Origin of the sequence: Streptomyces bacillaris, assembly GCF_003268675.1 — a bacterium.
GTDB classification, from domain to species: Bacteria; Actinomycetota; Actinomycetes; order Streptomycetales; family Streptomycetaceae; genus Streptomyces; species Streptomyces bacillaris.
In genome coordinates this window covers 5,921,872-5,948,461 of sequence record NZ_CP029378.1, presented here as the reverse complement: position 1 = coordinate 5,948,461, position 26,590 = coordinate 5,921,872, and the positions used below count along the sequence as shown (strand labels likewise).

The window sequence follows — 26,590 nt, the reverse complement described above, 5'->3', positions numbered from 1 at the left end:
GGCCAGGCGGAACGGAAACGGCCGAGGCGGCCGACGCACGCCGACTGCGCAGGCCGACCGCCTCGGATCAGCTCGGAAACCCGCCCGGCTCAGCTCAGAGACCGCCGGGCTCAGCTCGCAGACCGCTCCGGAACGGCTCGGAAGCCGCTCCGGGACCGCTCAGAACCGGGAGTCGTCGACGTCGATCTCGTACGCGATCTCCCAGCGGATGTCCGGCACGATGATGTCGGCGGTCTCCACCGGACGGCCGTCGGCATCGAAGTAGATGCGCTCCAGCTGAGTGATCAGATCGCCCACGGAGATGCCGAGGAAGTTGGCCTGCTCGCGGGTGGCGCGGGCCGGGCGCGGCATTTCGAGGGCGGTGGAGATGTTGACGTCGATCGACCGCATACGGGCGACGACGCCGATCTTGCCCCGCGGTCCCATCTCGGGGAGCAGGATGGGCGTGCCGCCGGTGATGGCCATCGGCTCCCAGCTGGTGGCGAGTTGGGCGGGCTGGCCGTTCGCGAGGAACTCGTAGTGCGTCATGACGCAGAGGTCGCCCGGTTCGATCGCCAGCCGTGCGGCGATGTCCTCGGTGGCGGGGACCCTCGCCCGGCTGTTGCACTCCCAGGTGCCGTCGGACCCCTGGTCCTTCAGGTTGTGGCGGAACGGGGAGCCGATACGATCCTGGCGGAGGCGGGAGCGGACCATCCTGAGGCGCTGGCGGGCTTTGCGGACGTAGGTGCCCGATCCGGCACGGCCTTCGAGGATGCCCTCGATGATCAGGCGCTCCATCGCGCGCTGGGCCACGGACTGACCGACGCCGTACTCCTCGGCGAACCGGGCGCGAGACGGCAGCTTGTCGCCGACACTCCACTCACCCGCCATCACCCGGGTGCGGATCTTGTCGGCCACCTGCAAGTACGGGGTATCGCGAGGCATTTCGGCGGCTCCGTGAGGGTGCGGCGTTCAGGGCTCGATATTGACAAAGCTAACCCATCAGGTTGAAGCTGAATACTCAGCATTGCATGGAGTGACATCCGTTCACAGGGGAGAACTGTGCACTCAGCACAAGCGCGGGCAGCGACACTGACCGGCATGCTCACCGCGGCCATCGGCACCGAGCCGCGCGTGGTCGACACCGCAGTCGGTATCCGCGTCGAGGCCGACCTCCCCACCGAGCTGACGGAGACCGAGCACGCGGCGGTCCTCGCGGCCCTGGCCACGGCCGATCACTTCGGGCACACGCTCACCCGCACCGCCGAGTTCGTCTGGGCCGAGATCAGCAGAGAGGCGACCGTGACCACGACCGACACTCCCGACGCCGCCTACCGCGATCTGCTCGCCCACACGACGACGTGCGGCGCCTGCCGGGCGGGCACGGTCTGCCCCACGGCCGCGAAGCTCGTCCGCGCGTGGCGCGAGACCCGCGCGTAGACCCCGGCCGACTCACCCGCTTCCCGCGTCACGGCTCACCCGCTCCCCCGAGACGGAGGCATCCATGCGTACGACCGCCACCCATCACGCTTTACCGGCCCTGCCCGGGAGGCACCGATGATCGCCCTGTCCGCGACGGACGTCCGCACCTGCGAGGCCTGTTGGAACGCGCCGGTCACCGCCGCCCGGCACACAGAGGCCGGCCGGGACCTGCTCTGCGAGGAGTGCGCGGAGGGTGACTACCCGCGCCGCGTGGACCTCTTCCCGCCGCTCGGCATCTACGGCCTGCCGCCCCGCAAGGTCCACCCCGAGGGCAGGCACAGGGAGGGCCCTCCGCAGCCCCCACCGAACCCGGGCCCCCCGCTCCCCAACCCTCCCCCGGCCCCTTCCCCGCCGGGAACGCCCCCGGTGTAGCGCGTACGGTGTACCGCCTCCCCCGCCGGAGGGCGCCCCGGGTGCAGCATCCCTCGGGCCCGCGACCGCCTTCACCGGGCGCGGGCCCACGCCTCACCCCTCGGGCGGCGGCGTCCCCTCCTCCAGGAGCCGTTCCGCGATGTCGTTGGCCCACTCCTGCGCCCACGACCGCAGTGCGGGAACGTCCCGCTCCCCGATCCCGTACGCGGTGAACTCGGCGTCATCGACCCAGTCGGCCCCCTCCAGCCGCGCCTGGAGTTCGGCCGGGTCGAAGGAGTCCGGGGCGTGCCGCCGCCCCAGCTCCTCCAGCTCGCTGTGGCTCCAATGGCCGACGGCCGCCCGCACATCGACCAGGTCGCGTACGAGACCGAGGGCGGCCAGAGCGCGGACCTTGGTGCCCACGACGTCTTCGAGCGAGAGCGCCGGCCCGAGCGGAGTCCGTACGGGCGGCCGCCACAACACCTCCTTACGCAGCCCCAGTTCGCATGCAGCACCGCCGACCGGCTCGGTGACGATCAGCTGCGCCGACACCGGATCGACGTCCAACTTCGCGACCTGCCAACCGCGTTGCCACAGCCCGGCGCGCACGGCGGACGCGATGCCCTTCATGGCCGCAGGACTCTCGGTGGCCACGTCCACATCCCGACCGGGCCGATCGACCAGGCCATGAGCCTGCACGGCGCAGCCACCGGCGAGGACGAGGGCATGGTCACCGCCCACGTCCAACACATCGGCCAGCAGCCGACGGTGGAGTTCGGTGAGGTTCACGCAGGGCCCCGAGCACCGGACCCGGCTCGACGGAGACCGGGGAGGCCGGACGCTGATGCCATGCCCCGATTATCGCGTACGGGCGGGCACGGGTCATCGCGTACGGACAGGCACGGGCGGGAACGAGGCACGCCGCTCCGGCCGCCCCGCAACGGTCACTCCGGCAACGGTCGCGGTCACGCTCGCCGCCCGCGTCAGCCGCGTCCCCGCTGCGCCCACCGTCGTAGCCTGCTGACCGCGCGTTCCTTGTGGAGACGGATCGCCGGGAATGCGCCGGGGCTCGTCCTGAGCGCCAGGAGCGGCGTCCATCGCTTGCGGCCGGTGCGACCCGTCCACCTCACCGCGGGGAAGTCCGTGATCTCCGAGATGCGCTCCCGGTCGATCACCCGCGTACGCAGATAGCCACGGACCGTCATCCGCGCGTGCTCACACGTCACGCCGAGTCGGTACCCGCGCACGGCCAGCACGGCGAACGCGATCACGACCAGACCGGCCGCGAGCCGCAGCACCCCACGATCGGCTTGCACCGCGTACGCGATCCCCGCAACCGCCGGAACGTCTCCGAGGCAGCTGTTCGCCAGACGGTTGAGTGGCGTCGGTGAGAGCTGCATGACGTCCCTCGGGTGATCGCGATGACCGGCGCAGCCTACCGTCGGCGGTCCGCCCGACGTCACACGCAGGCAGGGCATACGCATGCAGGGAGCCCCAACGGAAGCTCATCACTGCCCCGCGGTCTTCATCGGTCGCTCTTGAGCGCGTCCCGGGCGGACAGTTCTTCTGCCAGTTCCATGCAGCGCAGGCGCGCCGGGGAGAAGTCGTAGGGCATCTTGCCGATGGCGTCGACCGCGCTCATGGAGCCGGCCTCCCGCCTGCCGGAGCCGAGGTCGGCCCCCTCCTCGCCTCCCCCGCTGTCATCGGCGGTGGCAGGGTGCAGCGCGTCCCAGGCATCGCAGAGGGTGTCGTCGTCCTCGTCCAGGCCGGACTCCTCGATGACGGCCTGCAGGGTGCTCTCGAAGGCATGCCGTTCGGCGGCCACACGAGCCACGCGCGGATCATCGACGGCGACGCTGTCGTCGAGCGCCTCCTCGGCGTCGTCGATGCGGTCGGATTCCTCCCGCAGAGCGGGGTGCGTGGCCAGGACGACGAAGCGGGCGGCCTGGAAGGCCGCACCGAGCGGGCCGAAGATCCGCTCGGTGACCAGCAGGCTGTCCAGGTCCGCCTGGCACCGGGTACCAGGCCGGGCATGCTCGCTCTGACCTACACCTCGCGCGAGACCCCAACGACGTTATGGGCCTTTGCCGTTGCCGCCCTTGTCGTGGAGGCCACTACTTGGTACGTCCGCCGCCTCCGACGGCAGGGCAGGCACCCACTTCGGGGACCTTCACAGGTACTGCCAGCGCTCTAGGAGTTCGATCCGGGCTCGGCCAGGTAAGTTCCTTGTCCGATCGGGGCGTTCGTGCTGGACCGCATATTGAGCTGCCCCGAGTTTCGTAGAGTCCGATCTTGATTGGTTCAGGCGGACTGCGGGGTTTGCTCCTGGCTGCGCCAGAAGGCTTCCTCGTGCTCGGCCGGCGGCACGTAGTCGAGCGCGGAGTGCAGACGTTCCTCGTTGTACCAGGTGACCCACTGGAAGATCGCCCGCTCGACCTGCTCGACGTCCTTCCAAGGACCCTGCATCTCGATCAGCTCGGCCTTGAAGGTCCCGTTCAGCGCCTCGGCCATCGCGTTGTCATACGAGTCCGCGACCGACCCGACGGAGGCGGAGGCGCCGATGTCCGCGAGCCGGTCGGTATACCGAATTGACACGTATTGCGACCCGCGATCGCTGTGGTGGATCAGTCCGGAGTCCTTCTTGATCCGACGCCGCCAGAGCGCCATCTCCAGGGCGTCCAGAGGGAGTTCGGTCCGCATGTGGTTCGCGACCTGCCAGCCGACGATCATCCGCGAGTACACGTCCAGGACGAATGCCACATACATCCATCCCGACCAGGTGCGGACATAGGTCATGTCCTCGACCCACAGCTGATCGGGCCGCGAGGCGGTGAAGTCGCGGTCGACCAGGTCCGGCGGACGCGGCGCCGACGGCTCCGGGACCGTGGTGCGGCGGCGCCGGCCACGGATGACGCCCTCCAGGCCCAGCTCGGCCATCAGCCGCTCGACCGTGCAGCGGGCCACCTCGACGCCCCGGCGGCCCAGGGCCCGCGTGATCCGGCGGGCGCCATAGGTGCCGCCCGAGTCCGCGTGGACCTCCTCGATCAGAGGCATGAGCTGCTCGTCGCGGAGCCGACGGGCCGACTTCGGCCGCTTCTTGCGGGCGAAGTACGTCGACGGAGACAGGTCCAGCACCCGGCAGACGGGATCGACCCCGAGGCCGTGTCCACGCAGGTGGTCGATCACCTGCTCGGCCTCGTCCGGGGACGGTCGATCTCCTGGGCAAAAAACACCGAGGCGGCTTTCAGGATCTCGTTCGCCCGCCGCAGCTCCGCTACTTCTTTACGGAGTTGCTTGAGCTCGTCGAGCTCTGCGGTGGTGAGCCGGTCGTCCCGCTCGCCGCGGTCGGCCTCGGCCTGGCGGACCCAGCCGCGCAAGGCCTCCTTGTGGATGCCCAGGTCCTTCGCGACGTGCGCGATCGGGCGGCCGGTGGTGCGGACCTCGCGAATCGCGCGCTCGCGCAGTTCGTCCGGATATTTACGGGGTGCTGCCATGGTGCTGGTGGATCTCCTTCGCCAGGACCGTAACCCTGGCATCAGGGACTCCACAAATCTCAGTACAGCTCAGTCTTGGCGGCGCGGTGCTGGTTCCCGGTATCGAGGAGGCAGGGCACGCCGGGTATCCGGCGTTCCTGGAGACTTCCAGTGAAAGGAACGTGCGGTTCTACGAGCGGCTCGGCTTCCGGGTCACGGCTGCTGTCACCCTCCCCCACGGCGGCCCCCGCACATGGTGCATGCGCAAGGACCCGCGCTGAGGTCTGGAATCCCTGCTGGCGACGGGGCGCACTCGGGCGGGCCACCTCGCCGGGAATCGCAGTGCGGGTAGTTGCAATCCTGGACCGGGCCCGACCAGGCTGGGCTGGGAACGGGTAGAGCAACTGCGTGATCATCAGGGGTTGTGTGGACTCTCGAAGATCATGCGGTGGCCGAAGGCCAGCTCATAAACCCTGCCCGGTGGCGAGCCATGTTCGACCAGGTCATGGCCCGGATCGCGGGACGCTTCGGCCGAGTTGAGCCGCGGGCCACCGCCCGCGCCTACCTGCTCGGGCTGCTGTCGAGCGTCGAACGGAAGAACTGCTGGCAGCTGGCCGAACAGGCGGGCCATACCCGGCCCGGGCCGATGCAGCGTCTGCTGCGCTACGCCCGCTGGGACGCCGATGCTGTCCGCGACGACCTGCGTGCCTACGCCGCTGAACACCTCGGCGCTGACGGCGGCGTTCTCGTGGTCGACGAGACCGGCTTCCTGAAGAAGGGCCGGTCCTCAGCAGGGGTACAGAGGCAGTACACCGGCACTGCGGGACGCATCGAGAACACCCAGGTCGGCGTGTTCCTCGCACTGGTCACCAGCCGGGGACGGGCTTTGATCGACCGACGGCTCTACCTGCCCGAGCACTCCTGGGCCAACGACCCCGAGCGCCGCACCGCGGCCGGGATACCCGAGACGGTGCAGTTCGCCACCAAGCCCCGCCTGGCCGCCGAGATGATCACAGCCGCGCTGGACGCCGGCATCACCGCCTCCTGGGTGACCGGCGACGAAGCCTACGGCCAGGACCCCCAGCTCCGCGCCGCCCTCGAAGCACGCGGCACCGGCTACGTGATGGCCGCCGCCTGCTCGATGCGGGTCAGGATCAACCACGGCCGCACCCTTGTCCGCGCGGACACCGTCGTCGGCCGCCTGCCAACCACGGCCTGGCAGCAACACAGCGCCGGAAACGGCGCGAAAGGGCCGCGCTACTACGACTGGGCCTGGATCCAGACCGGCACCGACGACCATCGGCATCTGCTCATCCGACGCAACCCGTCCACCGGCGAACTCGCCTTCTACTTGTGCTGGTCACCAACCGAAGTGCCCCTGCCCGAACCGGTCCGCGTCGCCGGTGTCCGCTGGAGCGTGGAGGAGTGCTTCCAAGCCGCCAAGGGCCAGGTCGGCCTCGACCACTACCAGGTCCGAAACTGGACCGCCTGGCACCGGCACATCACGCTGGCCATGCTCGCCCTGGCCTTTCTGACCGCCCTCGCCGCCGACGCGGCACCGCAACAGTCCGCCGATACACACCAGCTCGCCCGCAGCCGCGATCCGATCACGCTGACCGTTCCAGAGATCCGCCGCCTCCTCGCCGCCGTCTTCAACCCACCAGCCGTGCCTGCGGCCAGGCTGCTGCACTGGTCCAACTGGCGCAGACGCCACCAGACAACAGCCCGACGCAGTCACTACCGACGACGAACCCGCTGGATAGTTCACGAAACCGTACTGGAGTACTAGCCTGCGCTTGTTCTCCTTGGCTTCCTTCTCCTTGCGCTGGGCCATACCGTACGCGGACCACGGTCCCTGAGCATCGGGCATCGCCTCCTGTCTGCGCGTGGGCGGACGTTGACGCCATCAGTCGTTGTGAAAACTCAGACGCAGGCCCCTCGCGCGTGCCAAGCTGTAACAGGAGCACTGCCAGTTGAGGGAGCGGATCTTGTCGTCTGAAGTCCACGTTTCTATCACCCCCCGAGGCATGAGCGTTACGGAGGCGTATCGACTTTTTAGGGAGGATTCACTGCTCGTAAATCGACGGTATCAACGAAAACTTGTCTGGTCAGTTGCCGAGAAGCAGCTCTTGATCGATAGCATCCTGGATGGCTACCCAATCCCTCTGATCCTCCTAGCCGAAAGGCCCGAGATTCACGGGAGCGGTAAGTATGAGATTATCGACGGAATGCAGCGCCTTGATGCCATTTTTTCATTTATTGAGCAAAAATTCGACTACGATGGCATGCATTTCGATCTAGGGCAAAGCGCCAGGGCCCGTCAGGCCGCCGCCGCCGGCGCGTTTCAGCCTGCCGATACGCAGAGCCTGCTTCCTGCCGATAAATGTGCGAACCTGGTTGACTATCAGTTGGCTGTCACGATTTTCCCAACTCAGACCGAGGGGCAAATCACCGACGTATTTAGTCGAATCAACTCGAACGGGCGCCAATTGAGTACCCAGGAAAAGCGGCAAGCTGGGATGCTTAACCCGTTCTCGGAGCTTGTGCGAACAGTGGCAAGCTCTTTGCGGGGTGACGTCTCGGATGACGTGCTGCTGTTGCACGACATGCCGAGCATCTCTATCGAATCCTCTCGCGAGAGCCAGCAGTACGGGGTGCGGGCGGAGGATACAGTGTGGATCAGGCATGGAATTCTTAATGTCAAGCAGTTGCGAGAGGGGGATGACGAGCAAATGGTGGCAGACATTTCCGCCTCCATCTTGTCCGGAAGCCCTTTCCCTGCAAGCAAAGAAGAATTCGATGAAATCTATGACTCGCAAAGCGAAAAGCATATGCGTATAGAAAGGTCTCTAGCTGCCTATGGGGGAAGGCGGCTCCAAGCGGAGATCCAGTCGACGTTTTCCGTGCTCACAGAGTTGATTGACTCTCAGCTCGCTGGCCCGAATGGCCTACGGAACCTGGTTCGCCCTGGTGGCGGAAACCCGATCCGCACGCCTTTCTATGCGATTTTCATGTCTTTCTTTGAACTCATTGTCCGCCAGCAAAAATCACCTGCTGATAATTCGGCCATTGTGGCAGCCCTCAGGAACGTAGGACCTCGCCTTAAGAGTGCGCGACATTATACTTCGGCAGAGGATCGCACATCAAATATCGACACGATCACAGGATTGATTCAGAGGCATTTTGTTGCCACGGTACCGCCCGTGTTTGGGCATGGTCCCGGCTTGGCACTAGATTTCGAAAACTCTCTCCGTAGATCCAGGATCGAAACCAGTCGGTATGAGTTCAAGCAGGGGGTTCTCAGGCTAGATGACCGCAGGACGAGGGATGACGGGCTTTTCGTGCGGCTCGCGGAAACCATTTGTGGAATTGCTAACGTGCAGCGAGGGCATGAGGGGTATCTGTTCATCGGCGTCGCAGACAAGGAGGCCGATGCAAAGAGGATCGAAACGCTTGACTCTATGACGCCTGCGCTGGTCGGCCGATATCATCACGTTGTGGGCGTAGACAGGGAAGCTAAAGCGCTTAATATCTCGTTGGACGCTTACGTGCAGCGTTTCGTGACGAAACTATCCCAGCAGCCAATCAGTGATCCTCTGGCAACTCAGATTCTGAGCGGTGTGGATACAATCGAATACAAGGGCCTCTCGGTCATTAGAATCCTGATTCCTGGTCAAAGCGATCTCTCCTACTGCGGAGATCGTGTCTTCATCAGGCGAGGCTCCTCCACAGAAGAAGTCACCGAGGTACGGAAGATCGCAGCGCTAGCAAAGGGGTTCAGCTGACGGCAGGCGCCCTGCAAGTAGGTCGGTGGAGCGGCTTTGGGGTGGCGCTGCTTTGGCGCGAGTGATCATGGCCCCGTAAGCTTCCGGCGCGTCGGGCAGTCTGTGGACCTGCCCGATAAAGCACGACGTTGGGGCCATGGTCCTCGGGGCTCGCGCCGAAGTGGCTGCCTAAAGCCATGGAGCCGACCACACCAGCCACAACGTACCCCTTCATTGGCATCAGGTGGCTGCATGCTTTGAGCGCGGCACGGGCAGCGGCCAGGTTGGAGCGGGGCGGAGACAGGGAGCCTTTTCCATCCTCACTCTGAGCAGGTCAGATGAAGGGTGAGGACGGCCTGGACGAGGCTGGTGATCCGGGTGGTCGAGCACCGCAGTTTGCGCAGGAGCCGCCAGGACTTGAGGGTGGCGACGGCCTGCTCGACGAGGGCCCGGATCTTCGCGTGGGACCGGTTCACAGCCTGCTGGCCTGCGGAGAGGGTCTCCCACCGTCCCCAGCACGGGATGCGGACCGTGCCGCCGGCGCCTCGGTATCCCTTGTCGGCCCAGCACGGAATGTCTGCCTCGGCGAGAGCGTCGACGATGCCGTGTTCACGGGCCGCCCGGATGTCGTGGACGGCGCCGGGTAGGGCCGGTGAGGCTCACACCAGCCGGCCGAAAGGGTCAGCGATGACCTGGACGTTCATGGCGTGCTTCTTGTGTTTGCCGGAGTGGAACGGCCGGTCTGCGGCGATGCGGTCGATAGGAAGGAGGGTGCCGTCCAGGATCAGGTACGCCTTCGTCGATGCGGTCCGCACCGCGTCGGCCAGGCTCGGGGCGAGAGCGGCCAGGAGCCCGACCGCCTCGGTGACGTAGCGGTAGGCCGTCGTGGTGCCGATGCCAAACCCGGCCGCGAGCTGGGCATAGGTGTGTCCCATCCGCAGATGGGCGAGGGTGAGTAGGGACTGACGGCCGGCGCTCAGGCGCCGCCACCGGGAGCCGATCGCGCGGCGGTGGCGCCGCAGTTGCTGCGTGAGGAAGCGAAGGGCGGAACTGGACACGTCGACGCCCGACGGGTAAACAAGCACGTGAAGCCTCTGGTGGAGACGGTTCTCTTGGTCGAAAACCCATCTATCAGTGGCTTCACCACGTTGTCAGCCCAGCCGCCGAGCTTGCAATCACGTGAGGGAGGGCTCGATGAGCAAGAAAGAAGCAGCCAGCATGTCCCCGTCCCGCGCCGGCGTTGTGGTGACGCCGATCGGCATCGCCCTCATTTTGGTCGGAGCAGCGATGTACGTTCTTCCCGGTCCGGGCCTCCCCTTCCTGCTTCTGGGCCTCGCAGTTGCCGCAGCAGGAGCAGCCCTCTGGTTCACGGACCGCAAGGCCTCGAGCTGAACCCCTGGCGGCCATTGAACCCCCGCTAACCTGATTGCAGAGCTTGGCGGCTGGGCTGATACATGACCTGCTGGGCGGACAAGGGTTACCGGAGTGCCGGTGACGCGGTCTGCACCCCGTACCGGGGGCGACGGGAGATCCCCTTCGCTGATCAGCAGGCGGTGGACCGGTCCCACACCAAGATCCGCGCCCTCGTCGAACAGGTGTGACCACCTCCAAGTCCTGGCGGCTCCTGCGCAAACTGCGGTGCTCGACCACCCGGATCACCAGCCTCGTCCAAGCCGTCCTCACCCTTCATCTGACCAGCTCAGGGTGAGGATGGAAAAGGCTCAGGAGCGCGGGCGCAGCAAAAGCCGGGAAGCGCGCCCGGCGGAGCGGAGCGCAACAGGGCGCCTTGAACCAGTAGAGAAAGTTTGAATCATGGCGGCGGGCCTCTGTGGTTGCTGCTCTCGTTGGCCTGGGCGTGGTCTCCGCCCTATGGTGCAGAACCCTGGGTATGGGGAGTGAGCGGCAGGAGCGGATGAAGGTGCTCGGTGTGCGCCCTCGGGCATTGCGTGCTGAGGTCGGCTGAGACGTCGTACGGTCGGCTCGGCTGGTGCGCTCGTTTCCGTACGTGGTGCTGCCAGTCATACTGTGGACGGTCGCTCGCTGCTGTTCGCGCCTTCGGGTGTCAGTCGCTGATCTGCGCCACAGCACGCAGGGCTGGTACACCCCCGCAGCCCTACTCCTCGGCGGCAAGGACCACGTCGGCAGCGCGCGCGTGGCCTTTGGGGTCGTCCACCGCGATCCGCACTCGCCAGCGTTGTGGTCCCCCGATGTACTTGACGAACCGGCTCTCTCCCAGCACGTCACCGATCACGAAGCGCCTGTCTGCCAAGTAGAGGGAGCCGTCAAACACCGTGGTGAACGATGGGTCGGCGGCGATGGTCTCGCCGTGATCCTGGAACAGCCGCACCTTGATCAGAGCCGTCTGCGGCTGTACGCGGACGAGGACGTGAGTGTCGTTGGATGCAGCGGGAGCGCCGGCAAACTTCAGGTCCGTGCTGATCCAGTCCGGAGACCCCAAGGCCATGACCGGATGATTGACGTACAGGTCCACTCCCGCTGTCTGCACAGGCCCCTCCCCTGGAGTCCGGTGAACTCGGTGCGACTGAGCCGCCGTCCGGGACCGGCGGTCCGCGGACGACTCGGGGCCGCTCCGGTTCGACCGGAGCGGCCCCGCCCGTATCTCGATCTCCGGGCCGCCGCTCCTCGGTTACAGCACCGGCAGCAGCGCCTTCAGCTCGAAGGCCGTGACCTCGGAGCGGTACTCCTCCCACTCCTGCTTCTTGTTGCGGAGGAAGAAGTCGAAGACGTGCTCGCCCAGGGTTTCCGCGACCAGTTCACTCTTCTCCATCAGGGAGATCGCCTCGCCCAGGTTCTGCGGGAGGGGTTCGATGCCCATCGCGCGGCGTTCGGCGTCGGAGAGGGCCCAGACGTCGTCGTCGGCGCCTGCGGGGAGTTCGTAGCCCTCCTCGATGCCCTTGAGGCCGGCGGCGAGGAGGACCGCGTAGGTCAGGTACGGGTTGGCGCCGGAGTCGATGGAGCGGACCTCGACGCGGGCCGAGCCGGTCTTGCCGGGCTTGTACATGGGGACGCGGATGAGGGCGGAACGGTTGTTGTGGCCCCAGCAGATGTACGAGGGGGCCTCGCCGCCCGCGCCGGCCGCTCGGGTGGAGCCGCCCCAGATGCGCTTGTAGGAGTTGACCCACTGGTTGGTGACGGCCGAGATCTCCGCCGCGTGCTTCAGCAGGCCTGCGATGAACGAGCGGCCCACCTTGGAGAGTTGGTACTCCGCGCCCGACTCGTAGAACGCGTTGCGGTCGCCCTCGAAGAGGGAGAGGTGGGTGTGCATGCCCGAACCCGGGTACTCCGAAAAGGGCTTCGGCATGAACGAGGCCTGCACGCCCTGTTCCAGCGCCACCTGCTTCATCACCAGACGGAACGTCATGATGTTGTCCGCCGTCGACAGCGCGTCCGCGTAACGGAGATCGATCTCCTGCTGCCCGGGGGCGCCCTCGTGGTGGCTGAACTCCACCGAGATGCCCATCGATTCGAGCATGGTGATCGCCTGGCGGCGGAAGTCCATGCCCACGTTCTGCGGGGTGTGGTCGAAGTAGCCCGAGCTGTCCGCCGGGGTGGGGCGCGTGCCGTCCACCGGCTTGTTCTTGAGCAGGAAGAACTCGATCTCGGGGTGCGTGTAGAACGTGAAGCCGAGGTCGGACGTCTTGGCGAGGATCCGCTTGAGGACATAGCGCGGGTCCGCGAACGACGGGGAGCCGTCCGGCATCAGGATGTCGCAGAACATCCGCGCCGTGCCCGGCGCTTCCGCACGCCACGGCAGGATCTGGAACGTGGCCGGGTCCGGCTTGGCGATCATGTCCGATTCGTACACCCGGGCGAAGCCCTCGATGGCCGAGCCGTCGAAGCCGATGCCCTCGTCGAAGGCCTGCTCCAGTTCGGCCGGGGCCACGGCGACGGACTTGAGGAACCCCAGGACGTCGGTGAACCACAGCCGCACGAAGCGGATGTCGCGCTCCTCAAGGGTCCTGAGGACGAATTCCTGCTGCTTGTCCATTGCCACATCCTTGCAGTTCAGACGGTCCGTGCACCACCGCCCGGGGTAGGGGGACACTTCAGTATCGCGACCCGGGATTTCCCCCAGATTACGCACACGGTGTGAGAGAGAGCACCCGGCCACCCGATACGGTCGACGGCCCCGTCGCGCGGGGGCCGCGGCGGGCCGTGCGGCGGCCCCCGTCCTCGTACCCACGCAGTACCCACGCAGTACCCGCGCACCTGAACGGGTGATTGCGGTCGCGCGCTCCGGGCCGCGCGATGACGATGGGTTGCGCTCGGGGCCGTACGGCAGTGCCATCGGCACGCAGGAGGAAAATCCCCCATGACGACCGCCAAAGACATCATGCACAGCGGGGCCCGCTGGATCCCCGCCCACGAGACGCTCGACCGTGCGGCGCAGCTGATGCGTGAGCACAACGTGGGCGCGCTGCCCGTCTCCGCCAACGGTGACTCGGACCGGATGGTCGGCATCATCACCGACCGCGACATCGTCGTCGGCTGTGTGGCCAAGGGCCATGACCCTTCGAAGGTGACCGCCGGCGACCTGGCCCAGGGCACGCCCCGCTGGATCGAGGCGGACGCGGACGTGAACGCGGTCCTGGAGGAGATGCAGAACCACCGCATCCGCCGGCTCCCCGTCGTCGAGAACAAGAAGCTCGTCGGCATGATCAGCGAGGCCGACCTCGCCCAGCACCTCACCGAGGAGCAGATCGCCACCTGGGCGGAGAAGGTGTACTCGCGGAGCTGAGCCCTTGTGCGGTCCTGATCCGTGGTCTGTGATCTGTGGCCTGCGGTCCGTGATCCGTGGCCCGGTGTCCCTGTCGATCCGATGAGGGTGCCGGGCCGTCGGCCGTTTCCGCCCCACATACCCTCCCGGGGTAGGCTGCTCCCATGGTGCGTACGGTCGGCGGAGTCCGGAGCGGGAGCGTGGTGGGCAGGCAGCTCCTGCTCTTCGCCGCGCTGCTCTTCGGCATCTTCACCATGCACACCGTCGGGCATCCCGCCGAGCATGCCGACCCCGACCTGGCCGCACATGCCGCCCCGGTGTCCGCGCACACCGGCCCGGCTGCCGTGTCCGCGGTGGGGGCGGAGTCGAGGTCGGGGTTGACCGGGTTTCCCGCGAAGATGCACATCATTCCGCCCCCGCGTCCCCCGACTCCCCCATGAGCGGCATGGATCCGCTCTCCGTCTGTCTCGCCGTCCTCGGCGCCTGGGGGCTCGCCCTCGTCGGGCTCTGGCTGTTCGGGGTGCGTGTGGGCGGGCGGAGGCTCGGTACGCCGGTGGGGGCGGGGCTCCTGCGGGTGCTGCGGGCGAATCCGCCGCCTCCGATATCGGTGCTCGCCACCGTCTCGGTGCTGCGTATTTAGGAGTGGGCGTTCACCTCCGCCCTTCTTCCCGTTCCCGAACGACCAGCAGTTCCCCAGAGGTGTATTCAGCATGTCCACACAGCCCACCCGACGCGCCGTGCTCGGCGCCGCTCTCGCCGTCGCCGGTACGGGAGCCCTCGCCGCCTGTTCCGACGGCGGCGGCCACGGGAGCGGCCACGGCGGCTCCAACTCCCCGGCCGGGGCCCAGGACTCCGGTACGTACGTCTCCCCCGACGGCAAGGAGGTCGCGGCGGCCGAGAAGGCGCGCGGCTCCGGTCCCGTACGGAAGGTCTCCCTCACCGCCACCCGTGCCCGGCTCGATCTGGGCGGCGGCACCACCGTCGCCTCCTGGGCGTACGGGGACCGGCTGCCCGGGCGTGAGGTGCGGGTGACCGCCGGGGAGACCCTCGACCTCACCCTGGCCAACCACCTCCCCCAGCCCACCTCGATGCACTGGCACGGCCTCGCCCTGCGCAACGACATGGACGGCGTCCCCGGGCTCACCCAGCGGGCGATCGCGCCGGGGGCCGACTTCCGCTACCGGTTCGCCGTCCCGCACCCGGGCACGTACTGGTTCCACCCCCACTCCGGCGTCCAGCAGGACCGCGGGCTGTACGCGCCGCTCGTCGTGGAGGACCCGAAGGAGCCGCTCGCGTACGACAAGGAGTGGGTCGTCGTCCTCGACGACTGGGTCGACGGGGTGGAGGGCTCCACTCCGGACGCCGTGCTCAAGGAGCTGTCCGGCGGTATGGGCGGCGGGCACGACGGGATGGATCACGGGGCGCACACCATGTCCGGTGAGGACGATCCGGCCGAGGGCGGGGCCGACGGTCCCTCGCGGATGATGATGGGGGCGCGGAGCGAGCTGCTCGGTGACGATGCCGGTGACGTCGCGTATCCGTACTACCTCGTCAACGGGCGCGTGGCCGAGGATCCGGAGACGTTCCGGGCGCGGCCCGGGGACCGTATCCGGCTGCGGATCATCAACGCCGGCGGCGACACCGCCTTCCGGGTCGCGCTCGGCGGCCACCGGCTGACCGTCACCCACACCGACGGCTTCCCCGTGCGGCACACCACCGGGGACGCGCTGCTGCTGGGGATGGGCGAGCGGTACGACGTCCTCGTCACCGCCGGGGACGGGGTCTTCCCGCTCACCGCCCTGGCCGAGGGGAAGAAGGCGTCCGCGCTCGCGGTGCTGCGGACCGGGAGCGGGACTGCACCCGCCGCCTCCGTACGGCCGAAGGAACTGGACGGGAAGGTCGTCGAGGCGGGGCGGCTGGTGCCGGACCCGTCGGTGGCGCTGAAGGAGCGGGCGCCGGACCGGACCATCCGGATGCGGCTCACGGGCGGGATGGAGAAGTACGACTGGGCCTTCGACGGGAAGCCGTACAGCGCGGAGCACCGGCGGCCGGTGGAGGCCGGGGAGCGGGTGCGGGTCGTCTTCGACAACGCGACGACCATGTGGCACCCGCTTCATCTGCACGGGCACACGTTCGCGCTGGCGGGCAACGGCGCCGGGGCCCGTAAGGACACCGCGATCGTGCTGCCGCACCGGTCGCTGACGGTGGACTTCGACGCCGACAATCCGGGGCTGTGGATGGTCCACTGCCACAACGTCTACCACGCGGAGGCCGGAATGATGACCGTCCTCGGGTATCGGGGCTAGCGTCCGGGCGCGGTGCGGGTCGGGGGTGCGTAGGCGGCTCTGACCTGCGGTTCCGGCGGCCCCGGGGAGATTTTGCCCGGGCCGCCGGGACATCGCGTCAGAAAGACGATTACACTGGCGGACGTGCCTCAACTACGCCTCGCACTGAATCAGATCGACTCGACCGTCGGCGACCTCGCCGGCAACTCCGAGGCGATCGTCCACTGGACCCGGCACGCCGCCGAACAGGGCGCCCACCTCGTGGCGTTCCCCGAGATGGTGCTGACCGGCTACCCCGTCGAGGATCTGGCCCTGCGGTCGTCCTTCGTCGAGGCCTCCCGGCAGGCGCTGCGCGCGCTGGCCGCCCGGCTCGACGCGGAGGGCTTCGGCGAGCTGCCGGTCGTCGTCGGCTATCTGGACCGCTCCGAGCACGCCGCCGCGCGGTACGGGCAGCCCGCCGGGTCCCCGCGCAACGCGGCCGCCGTGCTCCACCGCGGCGGGGTCGCCCTCAACTTCGCCAAGCACCACCTGCCGAACTACGGCGTCTTCGACGAGTTCCGGTACTTCGTGCCGGGCGACTCGATGCCCGTCATCCGCGTCCACGGCGTCGACGTGGCCCTCGCGATCTGCGAGGACCTCTGGCAGGACGGCGGGCGCGTCCCGGCCGCCCGGGCCGCCGGGGCCGGGCTGCTGCTGTCGATCAACGCCTCGCCGTACGAGCGGGACAAGGACGACACCCGGCTGGAGCTGGTCCGCAAGCGGGCCCAGGAGGCCGGGTGCACGACGGCCTATCTGGCGATGATCGGCGGGCAGGACGAGCTGGTCTTCGACGGTGACTCGATCGTCGTCGACAAGGAGGGCGAGGTCATCGCCCGCGCCCCGCAGTTCTCCGAGGGCAGCGTGATCCTCGATCTGGAGCTGCCCGCGGCCGCCCCTGTGGCGCCGTCGGGGGTCGTGGACGACGGGCTGCGCATCGACCATGTGGTGCTGTCGGACCGGCCTGTTGACGCGTACGAGCCGGAGCTGGCGGGCGGGTACGCGGAGCGGCTGGACGACGACGAGGAGGTCTACTCCGCGCTGGTCGTGGGGCTCCGCGCGTACGCCGCGAAGAACGGTTTCAGCAGTGTGCTGCTCGGCCTCTCCGGCGGGATCGACTCGGCGCTCTGCGCGGCCATCGCGTGCGATGCGGTGGGGGCGCAGAACGTGTACGGGGTTTCCATGCCGTCGAAGTACTCGTCGGACCACTCCAAGGGCGACGCGGCCGAGCTGGCCCGGCGGACCGGGCTCAACTTCCGTACGGTGCCGATCGAGCCGATGTTCGACGCGTACATGGAGTCGCTCCAGCTCACCGGGCTCGCGGAGGAGAACCTCCAGGCGCGGCTGCGCGGCACGATGCTGATGGCCCTCTCCAACCAGGAGGGGCAGATCGTGCTGGCGCCGGGCAACAAGTCGGAGCTGGCGGTGGGCTACTCGACGCTGTACGGGGACGCGGTGGGCGCGTACGGGCCGATCAAGGACGTCTACAAGTCGTCGGTCTTCCGGCTGGCGAAGTGGCGCAACCGGGCGGCGGAGGAGCGGGGCCAGACCCCGCCGATCCCCGAGGCCTCGATCACCAAGCCGCCGAGCGCGGAGCTGCGGCCGGGGCAGGTCGACACGGACTCGCTGCCGGACTACGACGTGCTCGACGCGATCCTGGAGCTGTACGTGGACCGGGACCAGGGTCTCGAATCCATCGTGGCGGCCGGGTTCGACGCGGAGCTGGTGGCGAAGACGTTGCGGATGGTGGACACCGCCGAGTACAAGCGGCGGCAGTATCCGCCGGGGACGAAGATCTCGCCCAAGGGGTTCGGGAAGGACCGGCGGCTGCCGATCACGAATCGGTGGCGGGAGTCGTCCTAGCGGGTTCGCGGGCGCGGGTCGCGGGGGGGGGCGGGTCGGCGGTCACCGGGGGCGTCCGGCGGCCGCCTTCGTCCTCAAGCGCCGGACTGGCTGGGGTGCCGTGTGAGTGCCCGGGGGCGGTGTTGCCCCGGGCCCGTCCGGCGTGGCGGTTCCGTCCTCAAGCGCCGGACGGGCTGGAGAAGGCGCCCCCGGACGGGCCGGATGTGGCCGGGTGGGCATCGGGCCGATGCTCCTGCGGGTCCGTCCCGCTCAACGGTTCCGTCCTCAAACGCCGGACGGGCTTGGAGAGGTCCAGGAACCCCGCCGTCAGGGCTATCGCCAGGCCCGCCGCCGCCAGTACCGCGCCCACGAACGCCGGGGACGTCCAGCCCCAGCCCGCCGCTATCGCCACTCCGCCGAGCCAGGCGCCGCCCGCGTTGGCCAGGTTGAAGGCGGAGTGGTTGGAGGCGGAGGCCAGGGTGGGGGCGTCCTTCGCCTTGTTCATGACCAGGAGTTGGAGCGGGGTCGTCGTCATGAAGCCGACCGCCCCCAGCAGCGTCACCATCACCAGCGCCGCCCACGGCACGTGCACCGTGAACGGGAACGCCACCAGCACCACCGCCAGCGCGCCGAGCGAGCCGTAGAGGGTCGGGCGCAGGGCCCGGTCCGTGAGCGGGCCCGCCGCCAGGGCGCCCAGGGTCATGCCGATGCCGAAGAGGGCCAGGACCAGGGTGACGGAGGATTCACCGAAGCCCATCGCCTCGGTGGTCATGGCCGAGAGGTACGAGTACACCGCGAAGACCCCCGCGAAGCCGAAGACGGCCGTGAGCAGGCCGAGGAGCACCTGGCGGTTGCCGAGGGCGCGGAGTTCGCGGCGTACGTCCTGGTGCGCCTCGACCGGGATCCGGGGCACCAGGCGGGCCAGGGCCGCCATCGCCGCCAGGCCGATCGCCGCGACGACGAGGAAGGTGGCGCGCCAGCCGAGGTGCTGGCCGAGCAGGGTCGCGGCCGGCACGCCGACGATGTTGGCGACCGTCAGGCCGAGGAACATCGTCGCCACCGCCCGCGCCTGCCGGCCCTCGGCGGCCAGCCGGGCGGCGACCACCGCGCCGACGCCGAAGAACGCGCCGTGCGGGAGTCCGGCGAGGAAGCGGCCCGCGAGCAGCCAGCCGAAGTCGGGGGCGAGCGCGGACGCCAGGTTGCCGACGGTGAACAGCGCCATCAGGAGCAGCAGCATCTTCTTGCGCGGCACACGGGAGCCGAGGCCGGTGAGCAGGGGTGCGCCCAGGACGACGCCGATCGCGTACGCCGAGACGAGGTAGCCGGCGGTCGGCACGGACGTGCCCAGGTCGTCCGCCACATTGGGCAGCAGGCCCATCATGACGAACTCGGTCGTGCCGATGCCGAAGGCGCTCACGGCCAGGGCGAGCAGGGCCAGGGGCATGGGGAGCCTTCGCAATCTCGGAGCGGGGGCCGGGGGGGAGGGCGGCGCCGGAGGGAGGGCAACGAAGAGCCGTCGCCTCGGCTGGGGCGCCGGGCGACGGCTGGGTCTTCTGGCTTCTTCCGGCCTTCCGGTCTTCTCTTCCGGCCTTCTTTATGTAAGCGACTTGAACTAATTGTCGCAGACGCTTGGTGCTCCGCCGTCCTGGCGCATGGTCACAACGGTCACAGCTGTACGCGGGCCGCCAGCGGCAGGTGGTCGCTGTCGGTCGCCGCCAGGGTCCACGAGGACTTCGGCTCGACGCCCTTGACCATGATCTGGTCGATCCTGGCCATCGGGAACGACGCGGGCCAGCTGAAGCCGAAGCCGTCGCCCACCGCACCCTGGGTGGAGCGCATCTGGGAGGTGACCGCCTTGAGGGCGCGGTCGTTCATCGTGCCGTTCAGGTCACCGAGGAGGACGACCCGCTGGACCGGCTCGTCCGCGATGGCCTCACCGAGGGCGTCGGCGCTGCTGTCACGCTGGTTGGCGGTGAACCCGGCGCGCAGCTTCACCCGGACCGACGGCAGGTGGGCCACGTACACCGCGACCTCGCCCTGCGGCGCCCTGACCGTGGAGCGCATCGCCCGGGTCCAGCCCATCTTGATGTCGACCGGCCTGGTGTTGCTGAGCGGGTACTTGCTCCACAGCCCGACGGTGCCCTGGACCGAGTGGTACGGGTAGCGGGCGGCGAGCGACTTCTCGTACGTGGACACCTGCGAGCCCGGCAGCTCCTGGAGGGCCACGACGTCGGCCCCGGAGCCCGCGACCTGCTGGGCGGTGCCGGCGGGGTCGGGGTTGCCCGCGTTGACGTTGTGGGTGGCCACGGTGAGGTCGCCGCCGGTGCCGGACTTGTCGGTGATCAGGCCGCCGAAGGTGTTGAGCCAGACCACGGCGGGGAGCAGCAGGGCGATCAGCGCGGTGGCGGAGCGCCGCAGCAGGGCCAGGAGCAGCAGCACCGGGATGAACACCGCGATCCACGGCAGGAACGTCTCGATGAGGCTGCCGAGGTTGCCGACCCGGTTCGGGATCTGCGCGTGGACGGCCATCACGAGCGTCAACACCACCGAGCAGAGGGCCAGCACGATCCCGCGCCGCCAGATCCCCGGGTCCCGCCTCGCTCTGTTCAGAAGGCCCCGGAAGCGGCTCTCCCCGGGCTGCGGCCGCTCCGCGCTGCCGTTGCCCGTGTCCGCCCCGTACGCCTGCACCATCGCGCCCGTCCTCACTGCCTTGCCGTACATATCGCCGCGCCCCTCGACCCTAGGTGATGGGTGGCGTCTTTCCCGCCGTCGACTTCCCTGCGCCGACTCCGGCGTCCGTCCGTCGACGACGTCCCTTCGTCTGCAGGACGAGTGGAGCGGGACGGGAGGTTCCGGTACGGGCCCGACGGTGGGCGCTTGTGACAGAACGATCACACTCGCCGGGGGGCCAGTCCCTGGAGCAGCGCCGTCATGAGGCGGTCGACGAGGTCGTCGGGGAGAGGGGCCTCCGGGCGGTGCACGGTACGGACCAGCACCGGGCCGACGAAGAGGTCGTCGATCAGCTCCACGTCGAGGTCGTCGCGCAGTTCCCCGGCGGCGACGGCCCGGCGTACCGCCGCCAGCATCGCGGCGCGCCGGGGGGCGATGACCGTGCCGAAGTACTCGTCCCAGAGCTTCGGGTGGCTCTTCATCTGGGCGAAGATGTTGTGCAGCAGGGCCGAGGAGCGCTGGGCGAGGCCCCGGGTGCGCAGGGACTCCAGCATGATGCGCAGGTCGGCGAGGCCCTCGGTGCCGGAGAGCGGCGGGTCGTCGGGTTCCATGTCCCGTACGACGTCGACGAACAGCTCCTCCTTGCCGGACCAGCGGCGGTAGATGGTGGCCTTGCCGACGCCCGCCGTTCGGGCGATGCGTTCGATGGAGAGGCCGGCCAGGGGTTCGCCCGCCTCCAGGAGGGCGATGACGGCGTCCAGGATCGCCCGTTCGGCCGCGGCGCTGCGGGGGCGGCCGCGGCGGGGTTCCTGGTCGTGGCGGGGGCCGTGGTCGTGGCGGGGCTCCGGATCGGGGGAGGGTTCCTGCTCGTGGGGGGTGTCGTTCCGCCCGTCTTCCCGCGTGCCGTCCCGCTCGCCGCCCTGGTCCCGCACCTGAAGCCGCCTCTCGCCGTGCCCTCGTACGACCGTCGCCGTACGACCGTCGCGCCCGCCCCGATTCTCGCCGACCGGAGCGGGGCGGGAGGTCAGGGCCCCGGCCCGGCAGCCGTCTCCGGTTGCCGGGCCAGGGCTCCGAGCTGCCTGACAGCCGCCGCTCAGCTGCCCGTCAGCTCCTTCGCCGGTCGGGAGGCAGCGTCCTGTGAGGGGTCCTGCGAAGAGTCCTGCGCGGACTCCTCCGGGGCTGCCGGGGCCGTCGGGGTCCGGCCCGGCAGGTAGCGGGCGACGACGGCCGCGCCGATCAGGGCGACGGCCGCCGAGCCGAGCGCGGTCACGTGCATGGCGCCGATGAAGGCGTCGTGGGCGGCGGTCACCAGGGGCTTTCCGGCCACCGGGCCGAGCCGCTCGGCGACCCCGAGCGTGGCCTCGATGGACTCCCCCGCCACCACCCTGGCCCCGGCCGGGACCGCGCCGAGGTGGCCCTCGATGTCACCCCGGTAGACGGTGGAGAGCACCGAGCCGAGCACCGCGATCCCGAGCGCGCCGCCGACCTGGCGGAAGGTGTTGTTGATGGCCGAACCGGAACCGGCCTTCTCGCGCGGCAGCGCCTGCATCACGGCCACGGTGACCGGCGGCATGATGTGCGCCATCCCGGTGCCCTGGACGAAGAAGACGAGGCACAGCACCCACACCGGCGTACCGGCGTCGAACAGGGCGAACGACACGAGTCCCGCCGCGACCAGCAGCATGCCGACCGTGCAGACCGCGCGGGCGCCGAAGCGGTCCACGACCAGCCGGGCCCGGGGCGCGAAGATCATCTGGGCGGCGGCGAGCGGAACGATCAGCAGGCCCGACTGGAGAGCGCTGTAACCGCGCACGCTCTGGAGGTAGAAGGCGGAGAAGAACGTCACGCCCATGAGCGCGAAGAAGACCAGCGCTATCGCGGCGACGGCGGCGGAGAACGCGGGCTTCCGGAAGTACGTGACGTCCATCGCCGGGTGACTGCTGCGCTTCTCGTGCCAGACGAATCCGGCCAGCGCCAGCACGCCGCCCGCGATGGAGAGCAGCACGGTGGTGTCGGTGAAGTCGGCCAGCTCGCCGCCCCGGATGATCCCGTACACCAGCAGGACCAGGCCGACGATGGAGAGCGCGACGCCGACCGGGTCGACCTTGCCGGGCTTCGGGTCGCGGGAGTCCGGGACCAGGACCGCCATGGCGACGAGGGCGATCACCACCACGGGGACGTTCACCAGGAAGATCGAGCCCCACCAGAAGTGCTCCAGGAGCAGTCCGCCGGTGATCGGGCCGATCGCGATGCCGAGGCCGACGCTGCCCGCCCAGATGCCGATGGCCTTGGGCTGTTCGTCGCGCTCGAAGACGTTCATCAGGACGGCGAGCGTGGCGGGCATCACGAAGGCCGCGCCGAAGCCCATCAGGGCGCGCCAGGTGATGAGTTCGCCGGGCGAGGAGGACAGGGCGGCCAGGGCGGAGCCGATGCCGAAGACCAGGATGCCGAAGAGGAGCACCTTCTTGCGGCCGATGCGGTCGCCGAGCAGTCCGGCGGTGAAGAGGAGTCCGGCGAAGACGAGCGTGTAGGAGTTGATCGCCCACTCCAGCTCGCTCTGGGTGGCGCCGATGCCGGTGGGCGCGGGGCTGGCGATCGTCTTGACCGCGACGTTCAGGATCGAGTTGTCCAGCACCACGATGAGCAGGCTGAACATGAGGACGGTGAGGATCCACCAGCGGCGGCGGTGGATCGCCTCGGGTATGCGGGGCTCGGCGGGCCGGGCGGCCCCGGTGGCCGGGGAGCCAGCGGAGACGGCGGAGGCCGTGGGCCCGGAGGGCGTGGCCGACCCGGTGGCTCCGGGCGTGGCAGGGGGACGTGACGGTTCAGGCATGGTGCGAGCCTAACCCCATTTCGATACGAGACCGTCTCGTATTGTTAAAACTTTCCCCAACGGCGGCCGGCCTGGCGGGGTCGCGCGGGCCCACTTCCCGTTTGCCCCGGCGGGATGCCACCATGGAGGAGATCCGGGGACGCCGTCAGGGCGCCTCGAGATGACGAAGGAGTTCACCAGCCATGTCGCTTTCGGCTGCACAGAATCCGTCTGCACAGAATTCGTCCTCCCCCGCAGGTGCCTCCCCCGACGGCAGCAAGGTCGGCAACAGCAAGGCCCTGTACGGAGGGAAGTCCTCCCGCCGCGTCACCGTCCACGACATCGCCGCCGCCACCGAGCGCGGCGAGAAGTGGCCCATGCTCACCGCCTACGACGCGATGACCGCCTCCGTCTTCGACGAGGCCGGTATCCCGGTGATGCTCGTCGGGGACTCCATGGGCAACTGTCACCTCGGCTACGAGACCACCGTGCCCGTCACCATGGACGAGATGGCCGTGCTCTCCGCCGCCGTCGTACGGGGCACCAAGCGCGCCCTCATCGTGGCGGACCTGCCCTTCGGCTCGTACCAGGAAGGTCCCGTCCAGGCGCTGCGCAACGCCACCCGGCTGATCAAGGACGCGGGCGTCGGCGCGGTCAAGCTGGAGGGCGGCGAGCGCTCCCACGAGCAGATCCGGCTGCTGGTCGAGGCGGGCATCCCGGTCATGGGCCACATCGGCCTGACCCCGCAGTCGGTCAACGCCATGGGCTACCGGGTGCAGGGCCGCGGCGACGAGGCGGCCCACCAGCTCATGCGCGACGCCAAGGCGGTCCAGGACGCGGGCGCGTTCGCCGTCGTGCTGGAGCTGGTCCCCGAGGAGCTGGCCACCGAGGTCACCCGGGCCCTGCACATCCCGACCGTCGGCATCGGCGCCGGTGCCGGGACCGACGCGCAGGTGCTCGTCTACACGGACATGGTCGGGCTGACCGGCGGCAAGGTGCCGCGCTTCACCAAGCAGTACGCGAACATGCGCCAGGTCCTCGGTGACGCGGCGAAGGAGTTCGCCGAGGAGGTCGTGGGCGGTACGTTCCCCGCGCCGGAGCACACCTTCCACTGACCCACCCGGATCCACCCGGATCCCCGTCGACCATTTCCCGCACCACCGACAGCCCGCCGACATCCCCCATCGGCGGGCTGTCGCGCGCCAGGAGCACCTGTCGGAGCACGTATCGGTCGCCTGTCGGTGGGCTGTCGGTCGGCGCTGGTCCCATGGTGGACATGGAACGCATCGACACGAACCCCAGGAACGGCACGAACGCCGTCGAGGTACGGGGGCTGGTCAAGCACTACGGCGAGACCAAGGCACTGGACGGCGTGGACCTCGACGTCCGCGAAGGCACCGTCCTCGGGGTGCTCGGCCCCAACGGAGCGGGCAAGACCACCCTCGTACGCTGCCTCTCCACGCTGATCACCCCCGACGCCGGACGCGCCGTCGTCGCGGGCTTCGACGTGGTGAGGCAGCCGCGCGAGCTGCGCCGCAGGATCGGCCTGACCGGGCAGTACGCCTCGGTCGACGAGAAGCTCTCCGGCTGGGAGAACCTCTACATGATCGGGCGGCTGCTCGATCTCCCCCGCAAGCAGGCGCGGGCCCGGGCGGACGAGCTGCTGGAACGGTTCTCCCTCACCGACGCCGCCAAGCGCGCCTGCATGGAGTACAGCGGTGGCATGCGCCGCCGGCTCGACCTGGCCGCCTCGATGATCGGCAGCCCGTCCGTGCTCTACCTGGACGAGCCGACGACCGGGCTCGACCCCCGGACCCGTAACGAGGTCTGGGACGAGGTGCAGCGGATGGTCGCCGAGGGCGCGACCGTCCTGCTGACCACCCAGTACATGGAGGAGGCCGAGCAGCTCGCCAAGGAACTGACGGTCATCGACAAGGGGAAGATCATCGCCCGGGGCGGGGTCGACGAGCTGAAGGCCAAGGTCGGCGGCCGGACCCTGCACATCCGGCCCTCGGACCCGGCGGAGCTGCCCGCGATGGCCCAGGCGATCCGGGAGGCCGGTCTCGACGGCGTCGCCGGGGCGCAGGCCGTACCGGACGAGGGGCTGCTCTACGTCCCCATCCTCAGCGACGAGCAACTGACCGCCGTCATCGGCCTGCTGGGCGTACGGGGATTCTCCCTGGCCCATGTCGCCACCGCCCTGCCCAGCCTGGACGAGGTGTTCCTCGCGATCACCGGCGACAAGGCCTCCACCTTCTCCGACGCCGCTCCCCAGGAGGTCGCCGCATGAGCACCACCACGACCCTGACCCCCGCACCCGCCGGGGCAGCAGGCCCCGCACCCTCGAAGGCGGCCGCGCCCGGGGAGGGCCGGATCGGGCTGCGGGCCAACCTCCGGCACATCGGGGCCCTGGCCCGGCGCAACCTGCTCCAGATCAAGAAGGACCCGGAGTCGATGTTCGACGTCCTTCTGATGCCGGTCATCTTCACGCTGCTGTTCGTGTACGTCTTCGGCGGATCGGTCGGCTCCAGCCTCGGCGGCGACCGGCACGACTACGTCAACTACCTGATCCCGGGGCTGATGGCGATGATGGGCATGAACATCGCCATGGCCGTCGGCACCGGCGTCAACGACGACTTCCGCAAGGGCGTCATGGACCGGTTCCGGACGATGCCGATCGCCCGGTCCTCGGTGCTCATCGCCAAGATCGTGGTCGAGCTGGGCCGGATGATGGTCGCCATCCTCATCCTGCTCGCCATGGGCTTCGCCCTCGGTATGACGCTGGAGACGTCCGTGCTCGGCCTCCTCGCGGCGGTCGCGCTGTCGGCGGTGTTCGGTGCCGCCATCATGTGGATCTTCATCCTGCTCGGGCTGTCCATGAAGACGGCCCAGGCGGTCCAGGGGATGGGAATGCTGGTGCTGATGCCTCTCCAGTTCGGTTCCTCGATCTTCGCGCCGACGCAGACCATGCCGGGCTGGCTCCAGGCGTTCACCGACTACAACCCGCTGTCGAACCTCGCGGACGCGGTGCGCGGGCTGATGATGGGCGGCCCGGTCGCGAGCTCGGTCTGGGGGACGCTCGCCTGGGCCGCGGGCATCACCCTGGTGACGGCTCCGCTGGCCGTCTCCAAGTTCCGCAAGAAGACCTGAGCGCGGGG

General features: G+C 69.0%; 21 protein-coding genes and 4 pseudogenes. 13 read left to right on the top strand and 12 right to left on the bottom strand.

The genetic code is table 11. The features are described 5' to 3' along the window. Window positions 1-159: 159 nt before the first annotated feature. Complete coding sequence (locus DJ476_RS25865; protein WP_103416268.1) at window positions 160-924, bottom strand: GntR family transcriptional regulator; 765 nt, start codon at window positions 922-924, stop codon at window positions 160-162. Window positions 925-1,080: 156 nt separating this feature from the next. Between DJ476_RS25865 and DJ476_RS25860 the strand changes: the two genes are divergently transcribed. After that, window positions 1,081-1,419, top strand: coding sequence for a hypothetical protein (locus tag DJ476_RS25860; protein WP_103416269.1), 339 nt, complete (start codon window positions 1,081-1,083; stop codon window positions 1,417-1,419). Window positions 1,420-1,536: 117 nt separating this feature from the next. After that, on the top strand, window positions 1,537-1,833 hold the full coding sequence (locus DJ476_RS25855) for a hypothetical protein (protein WP_103416270.1): 297 nt from the start codon (window positions 1,537-1,539) through the stop codon (window positions 1,831-1,833). Window positions 1,834-1,926: 93 nt separating this feature from the next. On the opposite strand, the gene DJ476_RS25850 is transcribed toward DJ476_RS25855, so the two are convergent. From DJ476_RS25850 to DJ476_RS25835, 4 genes and pseudogenes are all read right to left on the bottom strand, one after another. After that, window positions 1,927-2,601, bottom strand: coding sequence for a nucleotidyl transferase AbiEii/AbiGii toxin family protein (locus DJ476_RS25850; protein WP_103416271.1), 675 nt, complete (start codon window positions 2,599-2,601; stop codon window positions 1,927-1,929). A 194-nt stretch (window positions 2,602-2,795) separates the two neighbouring features. After that, window positions 2,796-3,128 carry a hypothetical protein gene (locus DJ476_RS25845; protein ID WP_318294799.1) on the bottom strand — a complete coding sequence of 111 codons (333 nt, stop codon included), beginning with the start codon at window positions 3,126-3,128 and terminating at the stop codon, window positions 2,796-2,798. 209 nt (window positions 3,129-3,337) lie between these two features. After that, window positions 3,338-3,835, bottom strand: a pseudogene (locus DJ476_RS25840) (MerR family transcriptional regulator); the annotation flags it as partial. A 278-nt stretch (window positions 3,836-4,113) separates the two neighbouring features. Then, window positions 4,114-5,306 (bottom strand): IS3 family transposase gene (locus DJ476_RS25835; RefSeq protein ID WP_112491681.1). Its coding sequence is split into 2 segments (ribosomal slippage): window positions 4,114-5,042 and window positions 5,042-5,306, totalling 1,194 coding nucleotides; the frame shifts between segments, so codons are not numbered across the junction. Between the two features lie 469 nt (window positions 5,307-5,775). On the opposite strand from DJ476_RS25835, the gene DJ476_RS25825 reads away from it, so the two are divergent. Both DJ476_RS25825 and DJ476_RS25820 read left to right on the top strand, forming a co-directional pair. After that, on the top strand, window positions 5,776-7,074 hold the full coding sequence (locus DJ476_RS25825; protein WP_404827541.1) for an IS701 family transposase: 1,299 nt from the start codon (window positions 5,776-5,778) through the stop codon (window positions 7,072-7,074). Between the two features lie 238 nt (window positions 7,075-7,312). Next, entirely contained in the window at window positions 7,313-9,070 is a 1,758-nt protein-coding gene (locus DJ476_RS25820) for a GmrSD restriction endonuclease domain-containing protein (protein ID WP_103416446.1), read from the top strand. Between the two features lie 299 nt (window positions 9,071-9,369). On the opposite strand, the pseudogene DJ476_RS25815 reads toward DJ476_RS25820, so the two are convergent. After that, a pseudogene (locus DJ476_RS25815) lies at window positions 9,370-10,134 on the bottom strand (transposase family protein). 109 nt (window positions 10,135-10,243) lie between these two features. Between DJ476_RS25815 and DJ476_RS25810 the strand changes: the two are divergent. Next, on the top strand, window positions 10,244-10,441 hold the full coding sequence (locus tag DJ476_RS25810; RefSeq protein ID WP_103416273.1) for a hypothetical protein: 198 nt from the start codon (window positions 10,244-10,246) through the stop codon (window positions 10,439-10,441). Window positions 10,442-10,503: 62 nt separating this feature from the next. Continuing rightward, window positions 10,504-10,757 (top strand): annotated as a pseudogene (locus tag DJ476_RS25805) (transposase family protein); the annotation flags it as partial. 405 nt (window positions 10,758-11,162) lie between these two features. Here the strand turns inward: DJ476_RS25805 and DJ476_RS25800 are convergent. Both DJ476_RS25800 and glnA read right to left on the bottom strand, forming a co-directional pair. After that, window positions 11,163-11,540: a hypothetical protein gene (locus DJ476_RS25800; protein ID WP_241565407.1), complete on the bottom strand. Its 378-nt coding sequence runs from the start codon at window positions 11,538-11,540 to the stop codon at window positions 11,163-11,165. Window positions 11,541-11,696: 156 nt separating this feature from the next. Beyond that, window positions 11,697-13,058, bottom strand: coding sequence for a type I glutamate--ammonia ligase (glnA, locus tag DJ476_RS25795; RefSeq protein WP_018486792.1), 1,362 nt, complete (start codon window positions 13,056-13,058; stop codon window positions 11,697-11,699). 324 nt (window positions 13,059-13,382) lie between these two features. On the opposite strand from glnA, the gene DJ476_RS25790 reads away from it, so the two are divergent. From DJ476_RS25790 to DJ476_RS25775, 4 genes and pseudogenes are all read left to right on the top strand, one after another. Continuing rightward, window positions 13,383-13,808 carry a CBS domain-containing protein gene (locus DJ476_RS25790; protein WP_112491680.1) on the top strand — a complete coding sequence of 142 codons (426 nt, stop codon included), beginning with the start codon at window positions 13,383-13,385 and terminating at the stop codon, window positions 13,806-13,808. A 143-nt stretch (window positions 13,809-13,951) separates the two neighbouring features. Next, a pseudogene (locus DJ476_RS36120) lies at window positions 13,952-14,427 on the top strand (hypothetical protein). Between the two features lie 70 nt (window positions 14,428-14,497). Continuing rightward, window positions 14,498-16,093: a multicopper oxidase family protein gene (locus DJ476_RS25780; RefSeq protein ID WP_112491679.1), complete on the top strand. Its 1,596-nt coding sequence runs from the start codon at window positions 14,498-14,500 to the stop codon at window positions 16,091-16,093. A gap of 123 nt (window positions 16,094-16,216) precedes the next feature. Beyond that, the gene (locus DJ476_RS25775) at window positions 16,217-17,971 is read left to right on the top strand and encodes an NAD+ synthase (protein WP_103416277.1); all 1,755 of its coding nucleotides are present in this window, start codon (window positions 16,217-16,219) and stop codon (window positions 17,969-17,971) included. 157 nt (window positions 17,972-18,128) lie between these two features. Here DJ476_RS25775 and DJ476_RS25770 read toward each other — a convergent pair whose 3' ends face one another. The 4 genes from DJ476_RS25770 to DJ476_RS25755 form a co-directional block, all read right to left on the bottom strand. Continuing rightward, window positions 18,129-19,394: an MFS transporter gene (locus DJ476_RS25770; RefSeq protein WP_103416278.1), complete on the bottom strand. Its 1,266-nt coding sequence runs from the start codon at window positions 19,392-19,394 to the stop codon at window positions 18,129-18,131. A 221-nt stretch (window positions 19,395-19,615) separates the two neighbouring features. Next, a complete protein-coding gene (locus DJ476_RS25765) occupies window positions 19,616-20,641 on the bottom strand; it encodes an endonuclease/exonuclease/phosphatase family protein (RefSeq protein WP_112491678.1) in 1,026 nt (341 codons plus the stop codon). A 200-nt stretch (window positions 20,642-20,841) separates the two neighbouring features. Further along, window positions 20,842-21,552 (bottom strand): TetR/AcrR family transcriptional regulator, encoded by a 711-nt coding sequence (locus DJ476_RS25760; RefSeq protein ID WP_103416280.1) that lies wholly within the window; start codon window positions 21,550-21,552, stop codon window positions 20,842-20,844. 161 nt (window positions 21,553-21,713) lie between these two features. Continuing rightward, window positions 21,714-23,453 carry an MFS transporter gene (locus tag DJ476_RS25755; RefSeq protein ID WP_456339957.1) on the bottom strand — a complete coding sequence of 580 codons (1,740 nt, stop codon included), beginning with the start codon at window positions 23,451-23,453 and terminating at the stop codon, window positions 21,714-21,716. A gap of 182 nt (window positions 23,454-23,635) precedes the next feature. On the opposite strand from DJ476_RS25755, the gene panB reads away from it, so the two are divergent. The 3 genes from panB to DJ476_RS25740 all read left to right on the top strand — a co-directional run bounded on the left by panB (window position 23,636) and on the right by DJ476_RS25740 (window position 26,582). Further along, window positions 23,636-24,547: a 3-methyl-2-oxobutanoate hydroxymethyltransferase gene (panB, locus tag DJ476_RS25750; protein ID WP_103416281.1), complete on the top strand. Its 912-nt coding sequence runs from the start codon at window positions 23,636-23,638 to the stop codon at window positions 24,545-24,547. Window positions 24,548-24,699: 152 nt separating this feature from the next. Continuing rightward, window positions 24,700-25,722, top strand: a complete 1,023-nt coding sequence (locus DJ476_RS25745) for an ATP-binding cassette domain-containing protein (protein ID WP_103416282.1) — start codon at window positions 24,700-24,702, stop codon at window positions 25,720-25,722. Next, a complete protein-coding gene (locus DJ476_RS25740; RefSeq protein ID WP_103416283.1) occupies window positions 25,719-26,582 on the top strand; it encodes an ABC transporter permease in 864 nt (287 codons plus the stop codon). Before DJ476_RS25745 ends, DJ476_RS25740 begins: the two co-directional genes overlap by 4 nt. Window positions 26,583-26,590 lie beyond the last annotated feature (8 nt).

What these genes read in the sequence shown, in the direction of transcription:
- glnA (WP_018486792.1), bottom strand. Translation starts at nt 13,058, where the DNA reads ATGGACAAGCAGCAGGAATTCGTCCTCAGGACCCTTGAGGAGCGCGAC.
- DJ476_RS25765 (WP_112491678.1), bottom strand. Translation starts at nt 20,641, where the DNA reads ATGGTGCAGGCGTACGGGGCGGACACGGGCAACGGCAGCGCGGAGCGG.
- DJ476_RS25860 (WP_103416269.1), top strand. Translation starts at nt 1,081, where the DNA reads ATGCTCACCGCGGCCATCGGCACCGAGCCGCGCGTGGTCGACACCGCA.
- DJ476_RS25770 (WP_103416278.1), bottom strand. Translation starts at nt 19,394, where the DNA reads ATGCCCCTGGCCCTGCTCGCCCTGGCCGTGAGCGCCTTCGGCATCGGC.
- panB (WP_103416281.1), top strand. Translation starts at nt 23,636, where the DNA reads ATGTCGCTTTCGGCTGCACAGAATCCGTCTGCACAGAATTCGTCCTCC.
- DJ476_RS25755 (WP_456339957.1), bottom strand. Translation starts at nt 23,453, where the DNA reads ATGCCTGAACCGTCACGTCCCCCTGCCACGCCCGGAGCCACCGGGTCG.
- DJ476_RS25820 (WP_103416446.1), top strand. Translation starts at nt 7,313, where the DNA reads ATGAGCGTTACGGAGGCGTATCGACTTTTTAGGGAGGATTCACTGCTC.
- DJ476_RS25745 (WP_103416282.1), top strand. Translation starts at nt 24,700, where the DNA reads ATGGTGGACATGGAACGCATCGACACGAACCCCAGGAACGGCACGAAC.
- DJ476_RS25810 (WP_103416273.1), top strand. Translation starts at nt 10,244, where the DNA reads ATGAGCAAGAAAGAAGCAGCCAGCATGTCCCCGTCCCGCGCCGGCGTT.
- DJ476_RS25790 (WP_112491680.1), top strand. Translation starts at nt 13,383, where the DNA reads ATGACGACCGCCAAAGACATCATGCACAGCGGGGCCCGCTGGATCCCC.
- DJ476_RS25855 (WP_103416270.1), top strand. Translation starts at nt 1,537, where the DNA reads ATGATCGCCCTGTCCGCGACGGACGTCCGCACCTGCGAGGCCTGTTGG.
- DJ476_RS25825 (WP_404827541.1), top strand. Translation starts at nt 5,776, where the DNA reads ATGTTCGACCAGGTCATGGCCCGGATCGCGGGACGCTTCGGCCGAGTT.
- DJ476_RS25780 (WP_112491679.1), top strand. Translation starts at nt 14,498, where the DNA reads ATGTCCACACAGCCCACCCGACGCGCCGTGCTCGGCGCCGCTCTCGCC.
- DJ476_RS25865 (WP_103416268.1), bottom strand. Translation starts at nt 924, where the DNA reads ATGCCTCGCGATACCCCGTACTTGCAGGTGGCCGACAAGATCCGCACC.
- DJ476_RS25740 (WP_103416283.1), top strand. Translation starts at nt 25,719, where the DNA reads ATGAGCACCACCACGACCCTGACCCCCGCACCCGCCGGGGCAGCAGGC.